The 17,676-nt window shown below is 68.5% G+C and carries 17 protein-coding genes; 5 read left to right on the top strand and 12 right to left on the bottom strand.

The window, feature by feature from the left end:
* The first annotated feature begins 738 nt into the window (after positions 1-738).
* Positions 739-1,104: a hypothetical protein gene (locus AC1P0E_RS33765; RefSeq protein ID WP_482746287.1), complete on the top strand. Its 366-nt coding sequence runs from the start codon at positions 739-741 to the stop codon at positions 1,102-1,104.
* A gap of 1,063 nt (positions 1,105-2,167) precedes the next feature.
* On the opposite strand, the gene AC1P0E_RS33760 is transcribed toward AC1P0E_RS33765, so the two are convergent.
* The 8 genes from AC1P0E_RS33760 to AC1P0E_RS33725 form a co-directional block, all read right to left on the bottom strand.
* Positions 2,168-2,392 carry a hypothetical protein gene (locus AC1P0E_RS33760; RefSeq protein ID WP_482746286.1) on the bottom strand — a complete coding sequence of 75 codons (225 nt, stop codon included), beginning with the start codon at positions 2,390-2,392 and terminating at the stop codon, positions 2,168-2,170.
* Positions 2,393-2,579: 187 nt separating this feature from the next.
* A complete protein-coding gene (locus AC1P0E_RS33755; protein ID WP_482746285.1) occupies positions 2,580-3,311 on the bottom strand; it encodes a hypothetical protein in 732 nt (243 codons plus the stop codon).
* Positions 3,312-3,345: 34 nt separating this feature from the next.
* Positions 3,346-3,498 (bottom strand): hypothetical protein, encoded by a 153-nt coding sequence (locus AC1P0E_RS33750; protein WP_482746284.1) that lies wholly within the window; start codon positions 3,496-3,498, stop codon positions 3,346-3,348.
* Positions 3,491-3,928: a hypothetical protein gene (locus AC1P0E_RS33745; protein WP_482746283.1), complete on the bottom strand. Its 438-nt coding sequence runs from the start codon at positions 3,926-3,928 to the stop codon at positions 3,491-3,493. The genes AC1P0E_RS33750 and AC1P0E_RS33745 overlap by 8 nt, the downstream gene beginning before the upstream one ends.
* Before the next feature lie 105 nt (positions 3,929-4,033).
* Entirely contained in the window at positions 4,034-5,311 is a 1,278-nt protein-coding gene (locus AC1P0E_RS33740) for a relaxase domain-containing protein (protein WP_482746315.1), read from the bottom strand.
* Positions 5,203-5,919: a MobF family relaxase gene (gene mobF, locus AC1P0E_RS33735; protein ID WP_482746282.1), complete on the bottom strand. Its 717-nt coding sequence runs from the start codon at positions 5,917-5,919 to the stop codon at positions 5,203-5,205. Before mobF ends, AC1P0E_RS33740 begins: the two co-directional genes overlap by 109 nt.
* Positions 5,920-6,409: 490 nt before the next feature.
* A complete protein-coding gene (locus tag AC1P0E_RS33730) occupies positions 6,410-7,426 on the bottom strand; it encodes an ATP-dependent DNA ligase (RefSeq protein ID WP_482746281.1) in 1,017 nt (338 codons plus the stop codon).
* A 67-nt stretch (positions 7,427-7,493) separates the two neighbouring features.
* Positions 7,494-8,525: a hypothetical protein gene (locus AC1P0E_RS33725; RefSeq protein ID WP_482746280.1), complete on the bottom strand. Its 1,032-nt coding sequence runs from the start codon at positions 8,523-8,525 to the stop codon at positions 7,494-7,496.
* Positions 8,526-8,898: 373 nt separating this feature from the next.
* Between AC1P0E_RS33725 and AC1P0E_RS33720 the strand changes: the two genes are divergently transcribed.
* Positions 8,899-9,726 carry a hypothetical protein gene (locus AC1P0E_RS33720; RefSeq protein ID WP_482746279.1) on the top strand — a complete coding sequence of 276 codons (828 nt, stop codon included), beginning with the start codon at positions 8,899-8,901 and terminating at the stop codon, positions 9,724-9,726.
* A 169-nt stretch (positions 9,727-9,895) separates the two neighbouring features.
* Here AC1P0E_RS33720 and AC1P0E_RS33715 read toward each other — a convergent pair whose 3' ends face one another.
* The gene (locus tag AC1P0E_RS33715; RefSeq protein WP_482746278.1) at positions 9,896-11,428 is read right to left on the bottom strand and encodes a restriction endonuclease; all 1,533 of its coding nucleotides are present in this window, start codon (positions 11,426-11,428) and stop codon (positions 9,896-9,898) included.
* Positions 11,429-11,721: 293 nt separating this feature from the next.
* Between AC1P0E_RS33715 and AC1P0E_RS33710 the strand changes: the two genes are divergently transcribed.
* From AC1P0E_RS33710 to AC1P0E_RS33700, 3 genes are all read left to right on the top strand, one after another.
* Entirely contained in the window at positions 11,722-12,876 is a 1,155-nt protein-coding gene (locus AC1P0E_RS33710) for a ParA family protein (protein ID WP_482746277.1), read from the top strand.
* On the top strand, positions 12,873-14,030 hold the full coding sequence (locus tag AC1P0E_RS33705; RefSeq protein WP_482746276.1) for a ParB/RepB/Spo0J family partition protein: 1,158 nt from the start codon (positions 12,873-12,875) through the stop codon (positions 14,028-14,030). The genes AC1P0E_RS33710 and AC1P0E_RS33705 overlap by 4 nt, the downstream gene beginning before the upstream one ends.
* 276 nt (positions 14,031-14,306) lie before the next feature.
* Positions 14,307-16,277, top strand: a complete 1,971-nt coding sequence (locus AC1P0E_RS33700) for a hypothetical protein (RefSeq protein ID WP_482746275.1) — start codon at positions 14,307-14,309, stop codon at positions 16,275-16,277.
* Between the two features lie 206 nt (positions 16,278-16,483).
* Here the strand turns inward: AC1P0E_RS33700 and AC1P0E_RS33695 are convergent, their stop codons facing one another.
* The 3 genes from AC1P0E_RS33695 to AC1P0E_RS33685 all read right to left on the bottom strand — a co-directional run bounded on the left by AC1P0E_RS33695 (position 16,484) and on the right by AC1P0E_RS33685 (position 17,334).
* On the bottom strand, positions 16,484-16,675 hold the full coding sequence (locus tag AC1P0E_RS33695; RefSeq protein WP_482746274.1) for a hypothetical protein: 192 nt from the start codon (positions 16,673-16,675) through the stop codon (positions 16,484-16,486).
* Between the two features lie 141 nt (positions 16,676-16,816).
* Entirely contained in the window at positions 16,817-17,062 is a 246-nt protein-coding gene (locus tag AC1P0E_RS33690; RefSeq protein ID WP_482746273.1) for a type II toxin-antitoxin system RelE family toxin, read from the bottom strand.
* Positions 17,059-17,334 (bottom strand): hypothetical protein, encoded by a 276-nt coding sequence (locus tag AC1P0E_RS33685; RefSeq protein WP_482746272.1) that lies wholly within the window; start codon positions 17,332-17,334, stop codon positions 17,059-17,061. Before AC1P0E_RS33685 ends, AC1P0E_RS33690 begins: the two co-directional genes overlap by 4 nt.
* Positions 17,335-17,676: the final 342 nt, after the last annotated feature.

Raw genomic sequence — 17,676 nt, 5'->3', positions numbered from 1 at the left:
GACCCGATCGCGTCCGGCCACCGGCTGGACGCCGGCCCCCGGCCGTGGAGGGGACCGGCCCCCCGAACCCGATGATCTCCTCCTCTACCTTTCCTTCCAGGTTCAGTAGGGGATAAGAGGGTCGTGACAACACACGGCGGGCGCGAAAAGTGGCTCTGACAAGGGGAAACGCCGGGCGGTCAGTCGTCAGGCACGGAAGTGGCTTCGGCAGTGGGAACGCAAGCGGCGGCGGCAGGAGCTCACCGCGGCTTACCCACCGCTGCGGGCCGGTCGCGAGCGCCCCGGACCGGGCGGCGACTTCACGGCGTGCAGGACTCCATCGTGCCCGGCGGGCACCGCAGCGGGAAGGGGCGGCCGGGGACGGCGCAGGGGCGAGTGCGGGCACGAGGTCCTCGTTCCTCCCGGCCTGGCCGGGATGGGCGACGTTCATCCGTCCCCCACGTATCTGCTCGCGTGCGGGACGGATGCCACCCTGCTCGATCACCCCTTGTCCACCGTCTGACGCCCCACCCGACCGTTGTCCGCTGTGCCGGATTGCACCCCTTGTCCAACGGTTCTGTCCATGATCGACGCCACAGGCAGCAACCCCGCCCCGACTCCCTCCTCTGTCCACAGGCTCCGGCTACGAAGGTGTGGTCAACAGGCCGGGCGCAGCAGGCGCGCGGCCCTACAGGAAGGGAGCGACGTCGCCGAAGGTACCCCAGCTCGCCCCGGAGCAGATCCGGTGGGCCGCTGACTATGTGGAGCTGGTCTGGCAGAAGCAGGGGCGAGGCGGAGAAGGCCGCGCTCACGGAGTTCCACGCCGATGGCCCGGAGCTGGCGCGGCTGATCGGCGAGTTCGGCGCACTGCTGCTGGCCGACTACCTCACCGGCGTACCCGACGAGGACGCCGACTGCGAGACCGCGTACGCCCTGCGGCAGCTGGCGGCGGTGGCGAGCCGGTACCTCAAGCGGTGGTGCCTCGCGAGCGGCGCCGGGGCGCACACCGCATGGATGGCGGCGGGGTTCCTGATTGAGTGCATGCAGGAGGTCGACCAGGTCCACCAGTTCCTGTCCGACGTCCGCGGTGACGCTCCCCGGTGGCCAGCGGCCGTGGCCTCCTGAGCCGAGCGGAAGCCGGGACGGCGCCCGGGGGCGGAGACTTGTCCCCCCTCGGAGACTTGTCCCCCCTCGGGCGCTGTCCTGTTCGGGTGGGATGCCACCCCTTGCGAACCCTGTCAAGGGACGATGCACCGGCCTGGCCCCGGCGGTGGGCATCGGGTGCGGTCCACTCCGACGATGGCATCCACTCCCGAGCCGGTGGTGCGCATCGCGGTGCGCGCGCCGCGCACCGTGGTGGCGCGCGGCCGGGTGCGGACCGGTGCGCGCACCGCCGGCCCGGCCGTGGGGATGGTGCGCGCACCAACCGGCCCGTGGTGCGCATCGCGGCGCGCGGCGCGCTTCTGGGTAGCGCGCGACGGCTCCGTCGCAAGGGCCCGGATCAAGCGAAGTCCTTATATCACACACCCCCTTGACCTCGATCCCTCCGAAGTCCCAAATGCGCGCTATGTAGCGCCTGGCTGTGCGGCAGGTCACACAGAATCGGCGCGAGGGCGGGTCCGGTGCGCGCACTTCGGGGTGGCAGCCGAGCGGTGCGCACCGGCTCGAGCAGACGGTGCGCTGGGTGCGCGCACCGAGCATGTGGTGTGCGCACCAGGGCCCGCCGGTGCGCGCACCACGGTGCGGTGGCCGGCGAGTGCGGCACCCCACGATGCGCACCGGTCCGGTGGCCGGGAGTGGACGACATCGTCGGTGCGCGCACCGGTGCGCACGACGCTGTGCATCGTCATCGCCGGTGCGCATGATGCAGTGCGCCGGTGACATCGAGTGGGTGCACCGGGTGTCGGAATGTTCCACTCTCCCACCGGCCAGTGCTCCCGGGAGTGGAGTCCACTGCCACCCAGTGGACATCGCGGTGGAGTCCACTCCCACCCGGATGCGCGCCACGATGGGCTCCACTCTCCGGGCGGTGCATCGTCGGGCCGCACATGCGGTCGCGGTTTGCGCCGTAAAGATTCAGCTGCCGTAGCCGAGCCCGCCAAAACCACGGGACTTCCCCAATTGGGGAGGTCCCGGTCATCACGAGGGGCAGGCCGCCCGGACGAGCAGTGGGGCCCGCCGTGTCGGCTCACCCTTGGCGACGTCGGCGCAGACGCGCGGACCGCCACGGGTTCGGTCGGCCGCCGGGGTACTGCCGTGAGCGGCGCCGGACGGGCGGCGGCTTCGGCGACGCGTACAGCGCCGCGCGCAGCCGGCTCGCGTCGGCGAGCTCCTCCAGTCGCTCCAGCCGCTCCGGCGAGATGTACGTCGGGATCGGGTTGACCATCGGGGCCTCCGTGCTTGGGCGGGTCATTCCCCCGCACCCTCGCCGGTCTCCGCCGCGCCCAGGGCGTGTGCTCCGGCCGCGTCCCGACGGCTGGCGCGGCGACTTCGCCGTCCGTCCCGCAAGGCGGAGCGCGCGCTGGTCCGGCCTTCCGGGAGGCACACACGCGGACGCCCCACGAACGACTGGTCCGTGGGGCGTCTGGAGGCGGCGTCGGTCAGCTCTGCTGCATGGCCTTGAGGTCGCCCAGACTCAGCTCGTTTGTGCCGCGATCGGCCGCGCCGCTCTGGGTCCAGGCGAGGATCGCGGGGTGAGCCTCCTCGTACGAGGCGCCGGCGGCAGTGTGCCGGCCGTCGGTGTCGGCGAGCTGGGTGAGGTAGGCGGCCAGGGCGCCCGGGCCCCCGCCGTTGTAACCGACGCTGTACCCACGCCCCTCGCGCTGCGGGAGGAGCGACAACACCCCTTTCTCCGTTCGGGCCCAGAACAGGCTGCGGCCAATGTAAAAGCGGCTGAAGACGTCGTCAGGGCGCAGGGCGACCGGAGCGAACGTCCGGTAGCTCCACTGATCGGTGCCGCCCTCGCCTCGGTGCTTGAAGTGCTCGCCGACGACGGGCAGCCCGAACTCGGGGTCGTAGAAGGTACGGCGGCACAGGCAGCCCGAACCGTTGATCGCCGAAGGGCTGCTGGGATCCTCGGTGACGCACGGGTGGAACAGGGCCGGGATCTTCGCGCGCTCCACAAGCATGCAGTGCATGGCGTTCGGCTCGCACCGCACCAGTCTGCCGAGCCACTCCTGGAAGTGCGGTGTCACGGTCTGCTGCGCCTCGATCTTCACCTCCGCATTCAGCGACGACGTAGCAACACTGAAGCGCGGCTCGGCGTAGAGGACGAAGTGCATGAAGCCCTTCGTCGGGTCGGTCAGGTTCAGGTCGACTGGCTGGTAGGTCACGGGGCGCTCCAATGCGGACGTGCTGGAGGTGGTGTCAGGAGACGCGGTGTTCGGGGCGCAGGGTCAGGCCGCGGTCGAGGAACTGCGCGGTGTCGTCCGGTCCGAGACCGAGGGCGCGGGAGACGGCGGTGCCTTCGTCGTCGTGGACGAAGGCGAGCAGGATCTTGCGGCTGGCAGGGTCAGCCATGGTCCGGCGGGCGGCTTCGACGGTGTGGGCAACGCAGCCGGTGGTGCCGTCTTCGACGATGCCGGCGCGTCTTGTCGTCCCAGACGTTGAGCTGGAGGTTGGCGCCCTCGGTGGAGCAGTCCTCCTTGGAGTCCGCACCGAGCACGCACCGCCCGAGCATCGCGGCATGGGCGTGGCGCTGGAGGTAGACGGCCGTGGCCAGGAGCCGGTCGACTTCCTTCTCCGTGTTCTCGCGGGCCTTCTCGGGGCTGACGAGCGAGGTCTTCGGGTCGTGGGGCTGCACCCGGATCTTCAGCGCCGCCAAGCTGCGGGCGAGGTCGTCGGCGACGCTGAGCAGGCCCACCAGGTTCACGTCGCCGCGCCGGCGGGGCGGCGGCAGCTCGTCGGGGTAGCTCTCCAGCGGTTCCAGCGGTTCGTGCAGGTCGGTCAAGGTTCCTCCCGTGCCAGGTGCCAGCGCCCCGATTCTCAGTCCGGTCCGCCGGGGCTCGCGGGCGAAGTCGCCAATCGGCCACGCGCTGGCCGGTTGGCGTCCCCGTCAGTGGTCGCGGCCCGCTCCCCTGCCCTGATCGGGCCGGGGCGTGTGGTGCTGCTGCTGGCTGGCAGGGTCGGCCGCGTCCTTGGTCGGCTGCTTCGGCTGCGGCCCGTCGACGATGGTGCGGCTGCGGGCTTCGGCGGCCTTGGTGAGGGCGGCCAGCCGAGCGAGGTTTTCCGGTGTGTGCAGCCACGTCGCGGGATCGGTCGTGCGGCCCTCCAGGTACTCCTCGGGCATCGCGGCCTGCTGATGGACGTGGACAGCGGCGGCCTGCTGCGCCGGAGTGAGCGCGGCGTCCCGGTCCGGGTGGTCGACGGCGTGCGGCGCCGCCTGGTCGTGGTTCTGGTCGTCACGCGCGGCGGCCGATGCCGTCGCGGCGGGCGCTTCGTCCCGCGCGGAGGAAAGGATCCGGGCGTCGCGGATCGCGTTCTGCAGGGCGAGGCTGGCGACCCGGGCGCGCTCGTACCGGCTCGACTCCCGCGGCGGCTTGCCGCCGGTGCCGGCGATCCACCACCGGTGGGGCCAGGCGAAGTCTGCGGTGTAGGTGAGCTGGTCCGGCGCCGGGGCCCGTCGGCCCTTCTGCGGCACGGTGAGCTGACGGGAGTGCCGGGACAGGGCCGCGTCGGCGATGTAGTCGTCCAGGCCGCGTGTGAACGCACGGCCGCGCAGGGTTTCCAGCAGGTGCCGGCGGGCTTCGGCCAGGACGTGGCGGCGAGCGAAGGAGTTGCGGACGGTGAAGACGATGGCGGCGACGTCGACGGCGGCGAGCGCGGTGTCCACCCTCGGGCCGACCCGGGCCCGGATCGCCTTCCCGGCCGCACGGCATCGCTCCAGCAGCCCGTCGACCATCTCCTTGCCGACGCGCAGGATCGCGGAGGTGCGCCACCACGCGCGCAGCTGCTCCAAGGGCTTGGGGTTCTTCTTCGCCCGGCGGGTGTCCTGCGCCGCCCACCAGCCCAGGCCGTTGCGGCCGCGCTCGCCGGGCAGCCGCTTGTGCTTCTTGACGTACTTATCGGTGATGCGCTCCAGCACCGGCGCCATCTGCTCGCGGTGGGTGGAGGACCAGTCGATGAGCTCCTGGTCGACGCCGGCTATCTCCATGACGGGGCGCAGGCCGGGCGTCACCTCCCGGGGCACGGTCGCCAGCCCGAGTTCCTCGCACACCTCGGTCGTCATCGTGAGGGTGTAGAGCGTCCCGGCCGCCACCACGTGCTGGTAGAGACGGACCGTGTCCAGCGCGTACCAGGAGCCGTCCGGGCGCTGCGCCCGGTTGAGGACCAGACAGTGGTCATGGAGTAGAGGAAAGCGTCGCGGTTGTCCCAGTGCCGCCACTTCGCGACCACCAGGGCGGGTGCCTTCGCGCGCTGACGGCCCGACGACCACCGAGTCTGTGCGACCTCATCCTCGAGCCAGCGCAGTGCGGTGGCGATGGCCCGCTCGTGCGCCCGCTCGATGACCCGCCGGGTGTGGTCGTCTCCCAGCGCCCACAGCACGATCAGGGACGCCTGCGCCCGGAAGGTGTAGTCGAGCGCAAGCAAGGGGGTCGCCTTGCGTCGCTCGATCTCTTCGACCGGCTGCCCCAGGGCGGTCGCCAGCCGGGCCGTCTCCAGGTCAACACCGTCGTCCAGGAGCTCACGCTCGATCCTGTCGGCGTCCGGGTGGCGGAGCTGCCCGAAGACCAGCTCCATCTGGCGCTCGGTCACCGTCTGCCCGGCGGTGAGTCCGAGCGCGGCCAGGCCGCGCCCCATCCACACCCCGGGCGGAAGCCCGGCCTTCTCCAGGGCGCCTTTCAGTGACTGGCCGACCGGACGACGGCCGTCCCCGAAGGCGACCCCGCGCACGTAGTAGCGCCACGCATTTCGCCTCTGAACCTTCGCAACACTGAGCATCCCGGCAGCGAACACCGGCTCTGACCTGCAAAAACAGCCCGATCCCGTGAGGCGGGAGGGTTCACCGAAACTTCACGGCCGATCCCGCCGGGCGGGCATCCGCGGCGACGTCATGCCCGCCAGGCGAACACCGCCTGGTGCCAGGCAAATGCTGCGCGACGACCAGCCCCACGCGCCTGACACGCCCCGAAAACCGCCAACAGACGACTCCACCGTCGAGAAGCGCATACCTACGTACCGCTCCCCCACCGACCGACCAAACACGCACCGCCCAGCACCACGTCACCGACCCTCTTCACCACGAGTAGGCCACCCACCGCCCCCGGCGTCTTCGAGCTGACCGGGGACGGCAACGGACGGGCGACTTGGCAGTACGGGCCCGAGATAGTTCAGGGCGTGCAGCACGTCGTCTGGCGCAGGATCGGCACGCACGACATCCTCACCGGCCCGTGACGCTGCCCGGACCGTATCGGGAGCGGCGGGGGGGCGGTCAGCCGCTGGAGGGCTCGGCGCCCGCGCCGAAGGGCGGGACGTCCGTGACGGCGACGTCCAGCCGGAGCCGGGCGAAGCGCACCGGGTGCCGCCATGATCCGCGCTCCTGCGCCGTGTCCACCATGATCTCGGCGACCAGCGCCGGTTCGACGAGCACGACGTCGAGCGGCGTCCGCGACCCCCAGGAGGTCGTGAACCGTACGCCCTCCCACAGGTGCCGGGGCCCCGCTGGTGTCAGCCACTCAGCCAGGTCGCGAGCCGCGTCAGGCAGCAGCGGCGTACTGCGGCCGACCGGCTGGAGCGCCCCGGCCTCGTTGAGGCGGCCCAGCACGAGCGTCTGCGGTCGGCGCATGGTGCCGGTGATCGCGCCGATCACCGCCTCGGTGGTGTCCCGGCGGCGCACCTTGTAGAGCGCGCGGGCTCCTGGCAGATACCTCTGACCGCTCCCCCGGATCACCAGTCCTTCGACGCCGGGCACCTGCGTCCAAGAGGTCAGCCACTCCTGCGCCGTCGCCACCTCCGTGGTCTCGGGGCAGAGCGTCCACGGGGCATTCAGCCCGCGGTCGGTGAACAGCTGCTCTAGCTGCGCGCGCCGCTCGCCGTACGGGACGTGCAGCAGCTCCTTCCCGTCGAGCTGGAGGAGGTCGAAGGCGATGAAGTGCGCCGGCATCTCCTGGGCGAGCCGCGCGGCGGTCCGGCCGCCGGAGACGGCTCGCCGCTGGAGCGCCTCGAACGACATCTGGCCCTCCACCCACACGATCAGCTCGCCATCGAGGACCAGGCCGTCGGGCAGGTGGGCGGCCGCGTCCACGAGCTCCGGGAAGCGGCTCTGCATGAGGCTGCCCCGGCGGGACTGCACCAGCAGCGGACCCGGCGGTGGCCAGGGCGTGAAGACGAGCGCCCGGTAGCCGTCGAACTTGGGCTGAAAGCGCAGCTCACCGGGCAGCGCGCCCGGCGCGGGCACCGTGTCGCGGGCCTGCGCCAGCATCGGTTCTACCGGCGGCCGAAGCACCATACATCCGGTCTACGGGGTGCCCGGTGGCTCCGCGACCGGGGACGGCCAGCGGTGGTGACCGACTGGCTCAGGCAGCAGACGGTTGGCCTGAACGACCATGATGGGCGGGCAGGGCCCGCTCAAGCCATGCCGGTTCAGCCCCGGCTGCGACCAGCCGTTCGTACACGTCCGAGACGTCGTAACCGGCTCTGGTCCGGCGGAAGTGGATGACGACCTGGCCGCAGTTGCCCTTCGGGTCGAGGGTGAACCAGCAGGAGCGCTCTGCTCCCCCGTCGCAGTCACACGGCTTGCAGGCGCAGGAGTCCCGCTTCACCGCCAGCTCCATCCCCCATTTCGGGTGGGTGAGGTGCTCGATGACCGCGTCGTGGTCGACGGGGACGCTGTGCTCGTAGCGCAGTTCGAACTTCCAGCCCAGGCCGTGCTGCCAGTAGCGGACACAGTACGGCTTTGTCACCGTATGGAAGAGGGCAATTCGGCGCAGCAGGCCGCTGGCGACCCATGCCGCCCCTGCTCGGTCTTCCCACCAGGTGGAATCCTTCGCCAGGTAGCCGAGCTCGGCCTGGGTCAGTTCGGGTGTGTCCCAGAGCGGGTCGAGGTGCTCGTTGCGGCAGCGGGCGCGGTGGTCGGCGAGGATCGAGCGCCACTGCGTCGGTGTCGGTCCTGTGAGGGTGACGTGGGCATCGGTTCCGGCGAGTCCGAGATGGAGGCCGGCCGCGTCGATTCCGCGGAGCCTGACACCCACGATGCCGCCCGGCCCCTCTGCCTGTTCGTCGGCGCCGGAGTACTGGGTGGGCAGGAGCGCTTCGAGGCAGTGCTCGGGCAGCCGGTGGTTCGGCCCGAGCTTGGGGTCAACGGCTACGGCCAGGTGATCGGTTGCTGGGCGGACGTGTGCGACGCCAGCGGGGTGGGCGCAGTAGTCGATCGTGCCGCCCAGACGCTCGAAGACTGCGGCCTCCAGGCGGGACTGGTCGGGGCCTGCGTGCGGTACTGGGTGGTGGCTGACTGCTGGCCTGAGCTGCTGGAGACTGGCTTGGTGGCTGTTGCCAGTGCAGTGGGAGCGGTAGCGGGCCTTCTGCGTGAGGACGCTTCCGTGACTCATCATCATCCCGATCCGCGCACCGTCCGACCCCGGCGCGCACAGGCTGGTGTCGAGCGTGGTCTGGTGCGCTGGGTGTTCTCGGGGCGGAGCCTGGCTCCTTCACGTCCGCAGCGAATGTGGCGGCGCCGGGTCGGACGGCGTACCTGCGGGCGATGGCCTACCTGAAAGGCCGCCGAGCAGCATCGTCCAGCGCTCGGACAGCCAAGTGCGTGCGCGCCGAAGGGCTCCGGAACACCACCCGATCGGGCCCTTTTTCAGCGGAGTGACGTGTGGCGTGTGTAGAGGGTGTGGGGCACCCGCTTCGCGAGTGTCAGATCCACCATCGCGATGAGCGCGACCGTCTGCTGGCCGGGCAGTTCAGGGACGACGCGTCATGCCTCAATCCTCACGCCGTTTCGCCGCCAGTCAGAGGCTGCGATACACCGGCGAAAGTTCCGGCGCGGCAGCACTCGGGATTGCCCGGGGCTCCCACGGCATCGGCTTGGATCACTGCACGCTGGCGCAGCGTCGTCTGCGCTTCCTTCTGGCTCTTGGTGTGCTCAACCACGGCCTGTGTCAGGCGTGGCCCGGTGAGGCTCCGCAGAACGACCAGTTGGCCCTCGTGTGTGCAACTCCGTACAACGCCGTCCGCTGGCTGGTGCCCACCGGCCGGGAGGACGCCGTAAGGAAGTTGCCCGGGCTGCGCCTGGAAGAACAGATCGGTGATACGTACCGGCTGCGTCACCTGCCGACCGGAGCTTCCATGTCGGTCACGGCGCAGACCAGCACACGTCCTGACCCTTCCATGGGCTACGGCGTGCCGGACCGGCGCATGTGGCGCGCCAGCACGCCCGTGAACGACGCCGAGCGCGAGGCACTCGCTGATCTGCCCATCGCCGTTCCCGCCGCCGAGGCCCTTCTTGCCGGACTGTTCGTACGTCTTTGCCTGAGGGATCCGGCAGGAGCCTGGGCAGTGGGCAGCTTCATCGACGACCCATTCAACCGCAAGCGGCCCCGTGTGAACCGCACAGCCTCACGTCGGCTGTGGGGCAACGGCACACGGTGGGAGCTCGAATGGGGTTCCTACTCCTTTGAGGAAGACCTCGTGTCCGCATTGACCGACCCTCTGGCTGGACTTGACGGGGCGAAGCCAGTCAGGGTCCGGAGCGGTTGGGACATCAGACTGGACGACGCACTTCTAGCTCTCAGACCGCGGCGGTAGCCGGTGTCCCGTCTCAGTGAAGGTGGACCACTGGGAGGGCCTGACCTGCGGTGGTCCAGCTATAGCGAGACGCGCATCGCCCCAAGGTCTCGCTCGACGCGGACCAGCTCTGTCCGCCAGCACGATTGCCAAGCCGTCATCAACTGCGGCGTATCGCGCGCTGGGTCGGCTATCGGAGGCCGACCGCGCGCAGCGCCGCCTCATTGCCCCTGTAGGGGTAGTTGTGGCCGTGTTCCAGGCTGCGCTGGATCAGCTGCCCGGTCTCTTTGTCGGCGTGGAAGATCGACCAGCTGCTGCAGGCTTCGCAGATCTCGCAGGTGAGGAACGGGCGGAGCGGGTGGAGGTTCTGGTCGCGGTCAGCGAGGTAGAGACTGCCGGCCTCGATCCGGTCGGCGCTGGTGACGACCATGGTCGCGGTCGGGACGACGGGGTGGTCGCCTGTGAGCCGGCGGTAGCCGACCGTCTCGTTGGCGCTCAGGCGGTCCCAGTTGACCGAGGTAACGTGGAGCAGCGACCAGTCGGCGAGGAAGCGGGCGCGTTCGAACAGCAGGGCCAGGTCGGCGAAGGCTTCGGCAAGGGCACCGGCGGAAGGCAGCGGCTCGTTGGCGCGGCCATGGGCGTGGTTGTTGCGCCGGCCCGCGAGGCGGGCGGCGGCCTGGTCGGCGTCGGAGCCCTCGACCAGAAGGGCGGCGAGTTCGTGGAAGGGGTGGTCGGCGTGCAGGCCGGCGGTGCCGGTCGCGGACGCGGCTTGCTGGAGTATCCGCGTCCAGTCGCCGAATGCCGGGCCGCCCGGCTGAGCGGAGATCTTGTTCTTCAGGCTCCTGAGCGCTTTGGAGCTGATGCCAGCCTCCTGCGCGAGGCTGGCCACGAGCAGCGCGCAGAAGCCGAGCAGGGCCTCGGCGGCGTCGAGGACGGCTTTGTAGGCGCGGTCCCGGTCGTCGGTGCTCATTCGGGCCTCGACCTCCCGCCAGCGCTGCGCCAGCGGGTAGGGGAAGCGCGTGCGGGCGATGTAGCCAGGGTCATCGAGCTGGGCGGCGGCATCGGCCCGAAGGCGGATCAGCTGGCCGGCGCGGATGATCGAGCGGCGCGCCTGCACTTGGTCCTCGCTGTCCCCGAAGACGTTGTCGGCGAGGCTTTCGGCCTCCTGGTGCCAACGGGCCATCTGACTGCCGGCGGAGTCCAGTTCGCCGAGCGCCGCCGACAGCGCGTCGTCCCAACCGGGGACCCGGAGGCTACGCAGAGCGCTGGCCGTGATCCTGAAGTGGCCCTTAAGCGTCGTGCACAGCGAGCGGAGTTGAGGGCTGGAGCGCAGGAACGCCGTGATCAGTCGGAGATGGCTGGGATCGATGGTGACGACCGGGCGCAGGATCAGGAGGGCATGGGTCACTGCGGAGGGAATGCGGATCTGTCCGACGAACCTCAGTCTGGGTCCGCGGTGCCCGAAGAACTGCGGCATGAGAACGTCGCCCGCCTGGACGAGGTTCGCAGGTGGGGCATCGGTCAGCCACTGGCCATCGTCGAAGTCGGAATCGCCGCTGAGGTCGGGATCGACGATGAACAGGTCCCAGGGCCACAGCAGGCGGACGTGACCTTCCGCCCTCCGGCTCGTGATGATTTCCGCGAGTTTGATTGGGCGCGGGACGATCACCTGGAACAGGTCGCCGAGCAGCGGGCCAGACGCGGATGCCTGACCGCCGGTCATTGCAGGATCCGGCACGTGCTCCCCCTCGCATGTGAAGTGCCGCAATCCTAGACCTGGCTGGGGCGCCGACGTTCGCGCCGGCCGTCGTCGCGTGATCCTCCGGCAGGGTGCGCCCGGAGGCCCGCCAAGCCCTCACGACCTGCGGTGTCTCAGTCAACCCGAGTCACAGAGGGCAGATAGTTCGGGTTGAACGAGACTGGCCCGCCTTCACCGAGACCGGACAGCCGGGTCGTTTCCCCGGGACCCTGGGGTGTTGCCTTACCATCACACACAAGGTGAGTAAGGTACCTCCCATGACCGCCCCCTACAGCCCGGATGACCGGGAAAAGGTAGTTGCAAAGTTGCCTGCTGCGCTCCGGCAGGAACTGAAGGTCCGCGCAGCTGAGTTGGGCGTGGACATTAAGGATGCCGTCACCGAAGGGGTCCGCGCCTGGCGAACCGAAGAGTCGCCCCGTGCGCAGGTGGATACCTCAGGCGGCGCTTCGTTCGCCACGTACCTTCCCACTGGGCTGTACGGGGAGTTCAAGGAGGACTGCAAGTCGCGCGGCATTGCCTTCAACCAGGGCATCGCCCAGTCGATCCGCTTGTGGCTCGACTCGCACCCTTCCCCCCGCCGCATTTCCCGCACGACTGGCGCCCGGCGCCTGATTTTCGGGAATCAGAAGGGCGGCGTCGGCAAAACGGCAACGTCCGCCGGCGTAGCTGAAGCACTCGCGGAAGCTGGCCAGCGCGTCCTTCTGATCGACTTCGACCCCCAGTGCCACCTGACGAAGCAGCTCGGTTACCCGATGCTCGACATCGACGACCCGAGCTTGGCCAAGCACATGCTGGGTGAGGGCAAGGGCAAATTGCGCGACCTCCTCGTCCCGATAGAGGAGGGAAGCTTCGGCGGCCGACTCTTCTTGCTGCCCGGCTGCAAGGACGCCTTTCTACTGGACGCCAAGCTGGCAACCACCCGGCACGTGCGGATCAAGGAGACGGCCCTGGAGAAGGCGCTCGAGCCGCTGGAGAAAGAGTTTGACTACATCGTCATCGACTGCCCACCCAGCCTCGGTTACTCCATGGACACCGCGCTGTACTACGGCCGCACGCGTGACGGCGAACAGCCCAACTCCTCCGGTGTGCTGATCCCTGTCCTGGCCGAGGACTCCTCCGCAGACGCCTACGACATGCTCTTCGACCAGATCGAGGACCTGACCGCCGACCTGGACATCGACATTTCCAAGCTCGGGTTCATCGTGAACATGTACGACAGCCGCAAGGGCTATATCGCCACCTCTTCTCTCGACAGTTGGAAGGCCATCGGAGAGCCGCCGGTCCTCGGTGTTATCCCAGAGCGCAAGGAGCAGCGTGAAGCCGCCCGTCTCAAGCAGCCGCTGTTGACTTCCGCTCCTGACTGCGAGCAGTCCGAGGTCATGCGCACGATCGCCCTGGCGGTGAACGGATGAAGGCCGCGGATCGGCTGGGCACAGGTTCCTCCTTCGGTAACGTGCCGCGCGGCCGCAGCGCCCGGGGTCGCGCCAAAGCCATCACTCAAGGCGATGTGCCGGCGTACGAGCTCGTGCGCCTGCGCCTGAACGAGGTGGCCCCTACTCCTCTTAATCCCCGTCGAAACTTCGGGACTGATGAGGAGATGACGCGCTTCGGTGAGGAGCTGCGTACCGCGCAGCTTGCCGCGTGCGTCGCTATCTCCCGCGAGACGTACGTGGGGCTGTGGCCTGAGCACGCCACGCAGATTGGTGACACAGCCTTCGTCCTCGTCAACGGAGAGCGCCGATACCGCAGCGCCCAGCACGTGGGACTGGACGCTCTCGACTTCGTGGTCCGCAACGACCTCGCGGCCTCCCGGGAAGAGTTCATCAACTTCCTGCTCAAGGAGAACCTCGACCGTGAGGACTTCGACGTCGTTGAGCGTGCCCGTGGTGTTCAGGCCCTCGTTGCTGTCTGCTCCGAGGACAACGAGGCAGGTGCCCGGACCCGTGCCGCTGAGCGACTGGGCATGTCGAAAGCGTGGGTGACCAATCAGCTCGCGCTCCTCACCCTGCCTGAGGACATCCAGGAGCAGCTGAGTTCTGGTGTGCTGCCGGAGCGGGACGGCCGACTGCTGGCCCGCTATTTGAAAGCGCACCCGGAGCTCGACTCAGCCCAGCTACTGAAGCACCTCGCAGCAGCACGAGAGCAGGAAGCGCAGTCCAGGCTGGAAGAACGGGCCCTGCTGCAGGCTGCGAAGAAGGGATCCGTGTTGACCGCGGTCAACACGGACGCGGCACCGCCTGCGCCCTCAGCCGACCCCCCGGTGTTGACCGCGGTCAACACGCCTTCCGCGGCGCCTCGTCCGGAAGGCCAGCCGAGCGAAGAGGGCACTGTGGCCATCACCACCGGCCCGAGCAGAGTCCCCAGCGTCGGACCGACCCCGGACGTTAGCTACGTCCCGCCTCAGGTTCAGCCGACCAAGAACCGAGACACGGAAGCAGTCAACTCCGCCAAGACTCTGCTCGAGGAACTCGGCGCCAGCCCCGCCGAACAGGCCAAGGCCATCGCTTCAGCCTTGAGCAGCACGGCTCTGGAAGAACTCGTGTCCGAGCTTCACGCCCACCTGTAGGCCCCCGTCTTCTGTCCCCTTGGCCGGGGTGGGGTGTGTTGACCGCAGTCAACGCACCCCACCCCGGCCACATCTTTTGTGGTTATCGCCGTTCAGCCCACATCACCAAGCAGCCAGAGATGGCGCCAGAGCCGTCTTGTTGACCGCGGTCAACAAGACGGGACCACGGGAGCTCTAGCAGGGAGAATCTCGCTGCCGAATGTCAGTGATGGGCGCGATGATGGGCGCCCCGCCACGTCACCGCGCCGGCTTGCGGCCGAAACCGAGGAGCCGTACATGACCGATTCGCGCCACCGCTTCCGGCTGTCATTCGAGCTCATCGCTTGTCTGGAATGCGGTGTGGACCGTCTTCGCGGTCAGGTTTGCGCCGACTGCGGGTCGCGCCCGGCCTCGTGGGAGGTCGATCAGCGTGCCATGAACCGTCGCTCTGCGGCCGATGCAGTGGCTACGTTGCTGGACAGCGCCGAAGTGACGCAATACGTCGGGTCCTTCGGCCACCTGGAGATGGCGCAACTTCTGTCACGGTTCGAGGCGTGGCTCTCCGCATTTCTTTCAGCAGTACGCGCCGTCAGCGAGGCGGTGCCTGGGGCTGAAGCCCTCCTGCGAGCGGCTGTCCAGGAACTGGTCGCTGACGTAGCGCTGACGGCGTCAGCACCTCGGCGCCGGCCGTGCATTGCAGTAGTGGACACAGCCCGTGAGCTCGCGGGGTGTCTCGTCGAGATGGCTCGCGCCTACTTGAGAGCACTGAGTGCTTCCGTACCTCTGGAGGCTCAGCGCCACGCCACGACGGCTCTACAGCATTTGGATGCAGCTGAGGTCTGTCTGAAGCAGTACGGCGTGGCGATGGACCTGTTAACTGCTCTGATCGGCTCAGAACGCTTGGAAGACCAAGTGGTGGTTTTGCTACAGGAGTCTATGAGTCGCTTTGGGGCTGCTGACTTGGTCGACCTAAGCGCGCGAGCGGAGGTCGAATTGATTGACGCGACGGGTGCAGCATCTGGCCCTGGGCATGGCGTCGGCCTCCACTTCGCTCTGCAGGATGCAGCAGTCTGCACGTATGGAGACAGAAGCCGTTTCCGCCAGGTCGTCGTTGACAGCTACCGGCTCTTCGCTCAGAACCCTCAGTTGCTATCCGCCATGGCATCAAGCCCACACTTCGTGGCTGACCTCGAAGCCGCATTGCTCGACACCTTCGATGCTTCAGCTCAAGCAGCACACGCTATCGGTAGCGGCATATCCCGCCAGGCAGCCCGTTCAATCGTCACCATTGCGTCGAGCTTGGTCGAAGGACCAGGCCAACTGGTTGCCATCGCACTGTTCGCCGGCACGGGACGCAAGACTCGGCCCTACGAAAAGCTGCGCCAGGACGACGCTACCGGGCTACTGCGCAGCGCCCGCGGCCACGAAGACCTGGAGCCGCTGCTCACCGGATTCAACCTAGACCTGCGCAACGCTCACTCTCACGGACTGGTGCGGTACCAAGAAGACGGAGTTACGACAGACATTAAGAGTGGCGCCATGTTCCTCGGGTGGGAGGAACTCATCGATGAAGTCCTCACGGGGTGTGAAAGCGCCACGGGCTGCCTGGTCGGCTTGATGCATGCACTCAGCCAACTTGGAGTGTCAGTGACCCGCGCCGATGGCTACCGTGCCATGGGGATCACACCGGGCAGCCTGCTCAGTGCCGCACTCACGGCGATGGGATGCTCCGCGGTCACCTTGGACGAGCAACCGGACTCGTGGACCGTTCATCTCTCCGCACCCTCCTCTGCTCAGCTGACCGTTCTGATCGCTGGAATCGCTGCGCTCGTCCCAGACGGAATCTCCACGCTCACCCTGGATGCCACTCGCCCTGACGGCCGACACGTCCTGAGTGGGCCGACCGCCCTGCTGAAGCCCTTCGTTAACGCCCAAGATCCTGACGGAGACACATACGGGATCGCAATGGCACGCCTTCAGCGGATATGGACTCATAACGGAGAACCGTGCATCGGGGAGGATGTCGTCCGCTGCTGGGCCGCCCGTCAGGTGGCAGCCGCCTACCTGAAAGACGAGACCCGGAGCATCCCGCGGCTCCGCGCGCTGCGGAGTCTCGCCCGTGACGTCGGTGACGCCGATCTCACGGATTCCCTCACCGCAGCTATTCGGTCAGCCCGCTTGGGTGACGATGTGGACTCCCGCACCGCTGCTTTGACGGACCGACTCGCCGTGTGGGGGAGCGCCTCTTTCCCATACGACCCGGTGTAGCGACGCGTCGTTCACTCAGCGCCAAGGTTCACCCCCCTTCCGTAACCCGGCGTCTCAGCCGCACGAGAAAAGAGCCCAGACAAGACCAGGACGGGCCTGCTCTGCAGCCAAGAACGACTTCGTGTTGACCGCAGTCAACACGGACGGGCAGCCAGCCCTCTCCGTCGTCTACCGACGATCAGATTTTCGATCTACCTATTCGGTCATCAGAGCTGCATGCCGTACTCCATCTCTTGGAGTATGCCGAGATCGCGGGGAGCACATTCGGCCCAGATGAGTTCGTTCCCCACCTGGTGACCGACCTCAAACAGCGCCTCGGCCAGGACCGCAGCAGCGCGCATGAGCATCGCCGGGCTGCTGCGTACGCGGGCGAAGTGAAACAGCGGATCGAGGACCATGATTTCAAGAAGAGGTTGGAAGAGGAGTAGCTCGCGCGACGGCGCCCTCCACAGGCGCACAGGTCGGTAAGAAGCTCATTGAGCAAAAAAGAGCCCCGTCCTCCCCTGCCAGGGGAGGACGGGGCTCTTCTGGGCCGCGTATTAGATGTAGACGACGCGGACGACAGTGACGGTCAGGATCGGCGGGCTGACGTAGTAGCGGATAACGACCCCCGCCACGACCGCTTCACGCCGGTCCGCGTCGTCCTTTACGGGGGCGGATCCCTGTGCGTACGGGTCCGTCGCGAGGCGTTGCATGGCGGTGTCGAAACGAGCCCGCAGCGCCGGTTCCATGGCGTTGCGGGCTTGGTCTGCGGGTGGTGCGTATTGGATGCGGTAGCGGCTCACGCCACCTCCGGCCGGTCGGTGTCGGCGGGAACCGCGCCGATGTCCTCGCCGCGGGCGAGGCGCTCGAAGAGGGCGTCGTCTTCTTTGTCGGCAGTGGTGCCGGCCAAGGCCCAGCGCACGAGGGCGGCGGGGAGGTCGGCGGCGGGGACGTGCTCGATCTCGCGGTCGAACGCCTCAGCCTGGCCGGGGGGCATGGTGGCGCGGATGGTGGCGATAGTGCCGGGCAGCTCCACCAGGGTGCCGCCGATGACCGTCTTGAGAGTGGCGTCCACGAGTGCCTCCTTAGCTCTTGTGGCCACGGTACGCCGCCCCGCCGTGCGGGCGGAGCGCAACGGAGTCGGTCAGGGTGCCTTGGCGTCGAGGGTGTCGCCGATGATGACTTCGGGGGTGGGGTCGTCGGCGGACCTGGCCGGCGTACTCGGGGCCGAGGGGCAGATCGAGGGGCGATTGCATGGGGTGTCCTTACTCGGGCAGGCTGTGGGTGCCCCGGGGATGGCTGGCTGGCGACTTGCTGGTGACGGAACAGCCCGCCCCGGGGCATTGCTGTGTTCAGGCGTGATCGCGCTTCTTGCGGGGCTTGGGCTCAGCGTCGGAGACGAACCGCACCTCGGTCG

This window comes from Streptomyces sp. TRD_SC_5 (assembly GCF_056836825.1).
The sequence above is the reverse complement of the archived record's forward strand: the minus strand, read 5'-3'. Positions and strand labels throughout refer to the sequence as shown.

What these genes read in the sequence shown, in the direction of transcription:
- AC1P0E_RS33765 (WP_482746287.1), top strand. Translation starts at nt 739, where the DNA reads ATGTGGAGCTGGTCTGGCAGAAGCAGGGGCGAGGCGGAGAAGGCCGCG.
- AC1P0E_RS33760 (WP_482746286.1), bottom strand. Translation starts at nt 2,392, where the DNA reads ATGACCCGCCCAAGCACGGAGGCCCCGATGGTCAACCCGATCCCGACG.
- AC1P0E_RS33750 (WP_482746284.1), bottom strand. Translation starts at nt 3,498, where the DNA reads ATGGCTGACCCTGCCAGCCGCAAGATCCTGCTCGCCTTCGTCCACGAC.
- mobF (WP_482746282.1), bottom strand. Translation starts at nt 5,919, where the DNA reads ATGCTCAGTGTTGCGAAGGTTCAGAGGCGAAATGCGTGGCGCTACTAC.
- AC1P0E_RS33730 (WP_482746281.1), bottom strand. Translation starts at nt 7,426, where the DNA reads ATGGTGCTTCGGCCGCCGGTAGAACCGATGCTGGCGCAGGCCCGCGAC.
- AC1P0E_RS33725 (WP_482746280.1), bottom strand. Translation starts at nt 8,525, where the DNA reads ATGAGTCACGGAAGCGTCCTCACGCAGAAGGCCCGCTACCGCTCCCAC.
- AC1P0E_RS33720 (WP_482746279.1), top strand. Translation starts at nt 8,899, where the DNA reads ATGCCTCAATCCTCACGCCGTTTCGCCGCCAGTCAGAGGCTGCGATAC.
- AC1P0E_RS33715 (WP_482746278.1), bottom strand. Translation starts at nt 11,428, where the DNA reads ATGACCGGCGGTCAGGCATCCGCGTCTGGCCCGCTGCTCGGCGACCTG.
- AC1P0E_RS33710 (WP_482746277.1), top strand. Translation starts at nt 11,722, where the DNA reads ATGACCGCCCCCTACAGCCCGGATGACCGGGAAAAGGTAGTTGCAAAG.
- AC1P0E_RS33705 (WP_482746276.1), top strand. Translation starts at nt 12,873, where the DNA reads ATGAAGGCCGCGGATCGGCTGGGCACAGGTTCCTCCTTCGGTAACGTG.
- AC1P0E_RS33700 (WP_482746275.1), top strand. Translation starts at nt 14,307, where the DNA reads ATGACCGATTCGCGCCACCGCTTCCGGCTGTCATTCGAGCTCATCGCT.
- AC1P0E_RS33695 (WP_482746274.1), bottom strand. Translation starts at nt 16,675, where the DNA reads ATGGTCCTCGATCCGCTGTTTCACTTCGCCCGCGTACGCAGCAGCCCG.